This is a genomic window from Carnobacterium sp. (assembly GCF_040274425.1).
On the sequence record NZ_JBEMBC010000121.1, the window covers coordinates 1 to 5,189 of the forward strand.

The following is a 5,189-nucleotide window of genomic DNA, read 5'->3' on the forward strand; positions in this document are numbered from 1 at the left end:
GCAGCGGCGTATGCTTAACCTGTCTACTTAAATGCTGTCACGCACACAGCTTGGCTCCTGTGTTGGTAAAAAAGCCAATTGCCATTTGTCCAGGTGCTTGGTATAATGGCAATACATAAATCAGAATAATTTGTTGTCCTACGAACGCCAATTCGTGGGGCTTTTTTTTATTTAATTTTAGTGTTATATCGAGCCTAACGCACTTGAAATGTGATGTAAATGCTTTTTTCCATTAACAAACTATACAACAGTATACTAGTATACTGCATAAAACAAGCGGTAGTATACCAGTATACTACCGCTTAGTTTGTGTAGAGGTTTTTACATGTTAAAAAAACTATACAAGGGTATACTGGTATACTATTGTATAGTTTTAATTAGGTATAAAAGAAAGCAATTTATAGGGAAATGTTACTATGTCAGTGATCTTAATGAATTATAAGGTAACGCACAAGTATACTGGTATACTTATTCATTGGTATACCAGTATACTTGTGCGTAGTATACTGGTATACTAGTATACTTTTCAACTTAAGCATAAGTATACTGGTATACTTATGCTTATATTTCATTTTTGTTACATCTACACATAAGTAACTTTCGCAGTAGTATACCGTTGCATATTATGTTTGTAAATGTTAAAATTTACACATAAGTATACTTATGTATAAATTAGGAGGTAAGCAAATGAGCGGAAAAGTTTATGTTGTTGGAAACTTTAAGGGCGGGGTTGGCAAAACAAAAACCGTAACTATGCTGGCATATGAAGCAGCTACATATTTAAAGGAACGTATCTTAGTTATTGATATGGACCCTCAAGGCAATGCTACTAGAGTGCTTGCTAAAACTGGAAATCTTGATAATATATCAAAATCAATTACTGATGGTTTTCGAAACGGAAACCTTACAGATGAAATCGTTCATGTCATGGATAATTTAGATATGATACCAGCAAATACATCATTTAGAAATTTATCAAAGATACTTTTTGATAAATACCCAGATAACGAAATAGCTCAAATTTCTTATTTAAAAGAATTAATTGAGCCCTTCAAAAATAGTTATGATCGTATTTATATAGATGTTCCACCCACGATATCTGATTACTCAGACAATGCTATGATAGCTGCCGATTATTGTATTATTGTTCTTCAAACCCAAGAACTCTCATTAGATGGTGCCCAAACATATATTGCTTACATGCAATTTTTATCAGAAAGCTATAATGCCCACTTACAAGTTGTTGGAATTATTCCTATGATGTTAAGACAAGGTGGACGAGTGGATACTAGAGTTTTAGATCAAGCAAGAGAAATGTATGGCAGCAATGTTATTGATACTATTGTAAATTACCAAGAACGTTTAAAAGTATATGATGTAGAAGGTGTTCACATGAACACTAATGCAAATGGAAAAGTAGAAATGTGGGATGGAAAAGCTCACCAAATTTTCATAGATGTTTTAAATGAATTGAATGACCATGAAGCGTATTTAGAAAATATTTAACTGCTTAGAATGGGAGAAGGGAGTATTTTATGAGTAAGTCATTTGAACCAATTATCAAAAGACAAAAAAGTAGTCTCCAAGAAAAAAACGTATCCATAAAAGGAACTAATGACTTTGGTAGATCACCTATCCATTCACCAAATGATCTTCCAATTGAAATCAAAAAAACACAAATTCAAAAACAATTTAAAGTGCAAGAGAAGAAGGTACCCGAAAACTTTTTTAAAGCTACAAAAACAGCTAAATTATCTCCAGATGTATTACTAAGACTAAACACATTAAAACCTTTTATTGAAGAGTTAGAAGAAATGGATAAATCGACTGTAAACGATATGATGCAAATGCTAATTGAAAGTTATGTAAACGCACGATTAACTAACCGTCAAAGAGAGGGTTACAATCAAATGTACGAACATCTTTACGAGCATTCAAAAAAATAAGTTTGCAGAAAATAAGTTAACTACACGAAAGTATACTAGTATACTTTCGTGTAGTTAACTTTAAAGATCCGTAGATGACAAAAGACTTTTTAAACTTATAATTTTAAGAATACTCACACAGACACTGTTGAATAGCTTGCGTAAGTATACTTTTGTGTAGATATTAAATGTAGGAGGCCTTCAAGTGAATAAATTTTTCAAATCCATAACTAGCGACTACTTTGAAGATGTTTTAGTACGATTAGCTCATCATTCAGCAGGAATTGAAGGAAATACGATTTCTTTACCTGCTACCGTTTCTATCATTGTAAATGGTACTTTACCTATTAGTTCCGGCGCTACAGTTAGAGAATTTTATGAGATTGAGAACCACAAGCAAGCTTTTGATCATATGATAAATCATTTAATAAATGAAGAGACCCTTTCTACCACAATTATTAAAGAGATACACGCTGATTTAACAGATCGATTACAATACGATAAAGGTCAATTTAAAAAGAATGAAAATATGATTTTAGGTGCTGAATTTCAAACATCTTCACCATCAGAAACACCTTTGTTAGTTTCTCAATTAATTGATAATTTAAATTATCGTTTAAGTATATCTAAAGATAGGGAAGCTAAGTTAATGGCTATTTTGGATACTCATATTCAGTTTGAACGGATTCATCCATTCTCAGATGGGAATGGCCGAACTGGTCGGATGATGATGAACTATTCTTTATTACAGGAGGGATTTCCTCCATTAATTATTGAAAAGGATACAAAAGCACAGTATGTTGAAATTTTAGCAACTCAAGACGTAGATTCTTTTTTTACTTTTGCTAAATCAATCCTAGATAAAGAAACTAAACGAATGATAGCATTTCAAAATATGGATCAAGAAAAAATCAAAGAAATTGAAGAATAAGCTTTTTAGGCTTTTATTCTTCAATTTTTTTGATTTTAAATGTCTCTCAGAAGCATTTTAAGAATGTTTCATTTTTTTTAGTGTGTAGTTGTGTTTAAAGGAGACTAATTAAGTGATTAATCTAATTCCCAAAAACAAGTGTTTTTGGGAATTGAGTTTACATATAAATAAAAATGGCAAAAATCCTTATAAAATCAGCTTTTTTAACATTACCAAAAAACGTTCCCATAAAGATTACCAAATACTATTACAAATAATACATTTAATGCTATACTAGAAAAAGATACATTGTTACATTATTTAGTTAAATGTATTTACATATATATATAATAGAAGAAACTTTTTTAAAGAGGTGGAATTATGCGAATTGCTTATGCTCGAGTATCAACAGATAAACAAGAACTCTACCGTCAATTAGACGCATTAGAACGAGTTGGATATGATAAACTCATTCAAGAGAAATTTACAGGTACACAAAAGAAACGCGCAGGTTTAGATAGCTTATTTAATACAGTTCGTTTAGGGGATACCGTTATTATTGAATCGATTAGTCGTTTAGGTAGAAAAACGTTAGATATTTTGTCTACGGTTGAAGAACTTAAAGAACAAGGAGTAGAAGTTATTTCGTTAAAAGAGAATTTAGATACCTCTACTCCAACAGGTCAAGCTATGTTTCAGATGATGGCCGTGATTGCTCAGTTGGAGCGTGATTTGACGGTACAGCGGGTAAATGAAGGATTAGCATCCGCTAAAGCACGCGGAGTAACTCTTGGCAGACCGATAATGGACAAGCAAAAGGTGAAAGATGCTTTACGCTTATATGATTCAGGACAATATTCTGTTAAAGACATTCTACGAATCACTGGTATCTCTCAAGGATCATTATATCGAAAGTTAAAAGAAAGAGACTCCAAACAAATTTTAACTTCTATAATTGAAGATACTGAAAAAAAATAAATAGACATAATTTTGTTCTAGTTGATTTGGAGTATTTATATATATATAGTTTGGAACCGAAAAATACCCTATGAATTATATTGAATTAGCAAGAGTAAAACATCTGTTATAACTATACAAGCAAATAAGATATAGATTATAGCCCTTAAGATAATGCTGAAAAAAAGTTAATTGTACTTTAGAAAAAAAGTCCATAATTGCATCTCTTATGTCAGGAAACCTATATTGTACTATCAAAATATAGTAAATAAATATCAAAAAAACTTTGGGATACTATAGTATCCCAAAGTTTTTATTTACATTATTAACAATTATTTTAAAAGTGTATTCTTATTAACTCTAACTTCATTTATTTTTGCATGCTTACTTTTTGATTGTAACCTTTTTGAATGGACAGTCGAATAAATTTATTGATTTCCACTACAATCAATACCGTAATCCCACATAAGAAAGATAATACCCACTCTTTACTCGTCATAGCTGAGGTATGGAAGGCTCCCTGCATAAAGGGTACGTAAGTTAAAATTAATTGTAGGACTAGCATGATTCCAATAATTAGGAATGCTTTAGGATTCGTGAAAAACGAACGTGATAAAGCAAGTTTTGAAGTTCGGATGCTAAAAAGATAGAAAATTTTACTAAATACGATAATGTTAACCATCATCGTACTGGCGGTTACTTGATCAGCTCCCGTATACATCAACCATTCATAAGAAATAATACTTACGATTGCCATTAAAATAGAAACATACGTCATTTGGAAAATATCTTGTTTATTCATAAGCCCTCTACCCGTTTTTCTAGGTGGCCTATTCATAATACCCTCTTCAGCCGGTTCAAAAATAAACGCAAATTGAATCGTAATTGCAGATACCATATTGATCCAAAGTAGTTGCGTAGCTTGAAGTGGCATATCTCGTTGCATTAAAATCGTAATCGCAATGATCAACCCTTCAGCAAACGAAGTTGGAAGCAAAAAGAGTATACTCTTTTTGATATTATCATAAATACGACGTCCTTCTTTAATAGCAACAGACATAGTTGCAAAGTTATCATCTGCTAAAATCATGTCAGCAGAATCTTTGGCTACGTCAGTACCTTTGATTCCCATCGCAACACCAATATCTGCTTTTTTCAAGGCTGGAGCATCATTTACACCATCCCCTGTCATGGCAGTTATCTTATCATTTGCTTGAAGCGCAGAAATAATCTCTAGCTTATTTTTGGGAGTAGTTCTAGCAAAGACTTGATATTTTAGAGCAGCTTCCTTTTGTTCCTCTTCTGACATCTTGTCCCACTTAGGACCCGTAATGACGCTAATGTTATCAGCCAATCCTAACTTTTCGCCAATTGTTTTAGCTGTAAGCGGATGGTCT

5 protein-coding genes are annotated in these 5,189 nt (G+C 32.1%); 4 read left to right on the forward strand and 1 reads right to left on the reverse strand.

Annotated elements, in window-relative coordinates; all coding sequences use genetic code 11:
• The first annotated feature begins 687 nt into the window (after positions 1 to 687).
• The 4 genes from ABS911_RS14075 to ABS911_RS14090 all read left to right on the forward strand — a co-directional run bounded on the left by ABS911_RS14075 (position 688) and on the right by ABS911_RS14090 (position 3,813).
• Positions 688 to 1,506, forward strand: coding sequence for a ParA family protein (locus ABS911_RS14075; RefSeq protein WP_350468079.1), 819 nt, complete (start codon positions 688 to 690; stop codon positions 1,504 to 1,506).
• A gap of 29 nt (positions 1,507 to 1,535) precedes the next feature.
• Entirely contained in the window at positions 1,536 to 1,946 is a 411-nt protein-coding gene (locus tag ABS911_RS14080) for a hypothetical protein (protein WP_034536146.1), read from the forward strand.
• A 184-nt stretch (positions 1,947 to 2,130) separates the two neighbouring features.
• A complete protein-coding gene (locus ABS911_RS14085) occupies positions 2,131 to 2,856 on the forward strand; it encodes a Fic family protein (protein ID WP_350468080.1) in 726 nt (241 codons plus the stop codon).
• A gap of 360 nt (positions 2,857 to 3,216) precedes the next feature.
• A complete protein-coding gene (locus ABS911_RS14090) occupies positions 3,217 to 3,813 on the forward strand; it encodes a recombinase family protein (RefSeq protein WP_350468081.1) in 597 nt (198 codons plus the stop codon).
• 349 nt (positions 3,814 to 4,162) lie between these two features.
• Here the strand turns inward: ABS911_RS14090 and ABS911_RS14095 are convergent.
• Positions 4,163 to 5,189 (reverse strand): HAD-IC family P-type ATPase (locus ABS911_RS14095; protein WP_350468082.1); only part of this gene is annotated, 1,027 nt, incomplete at its 5' end.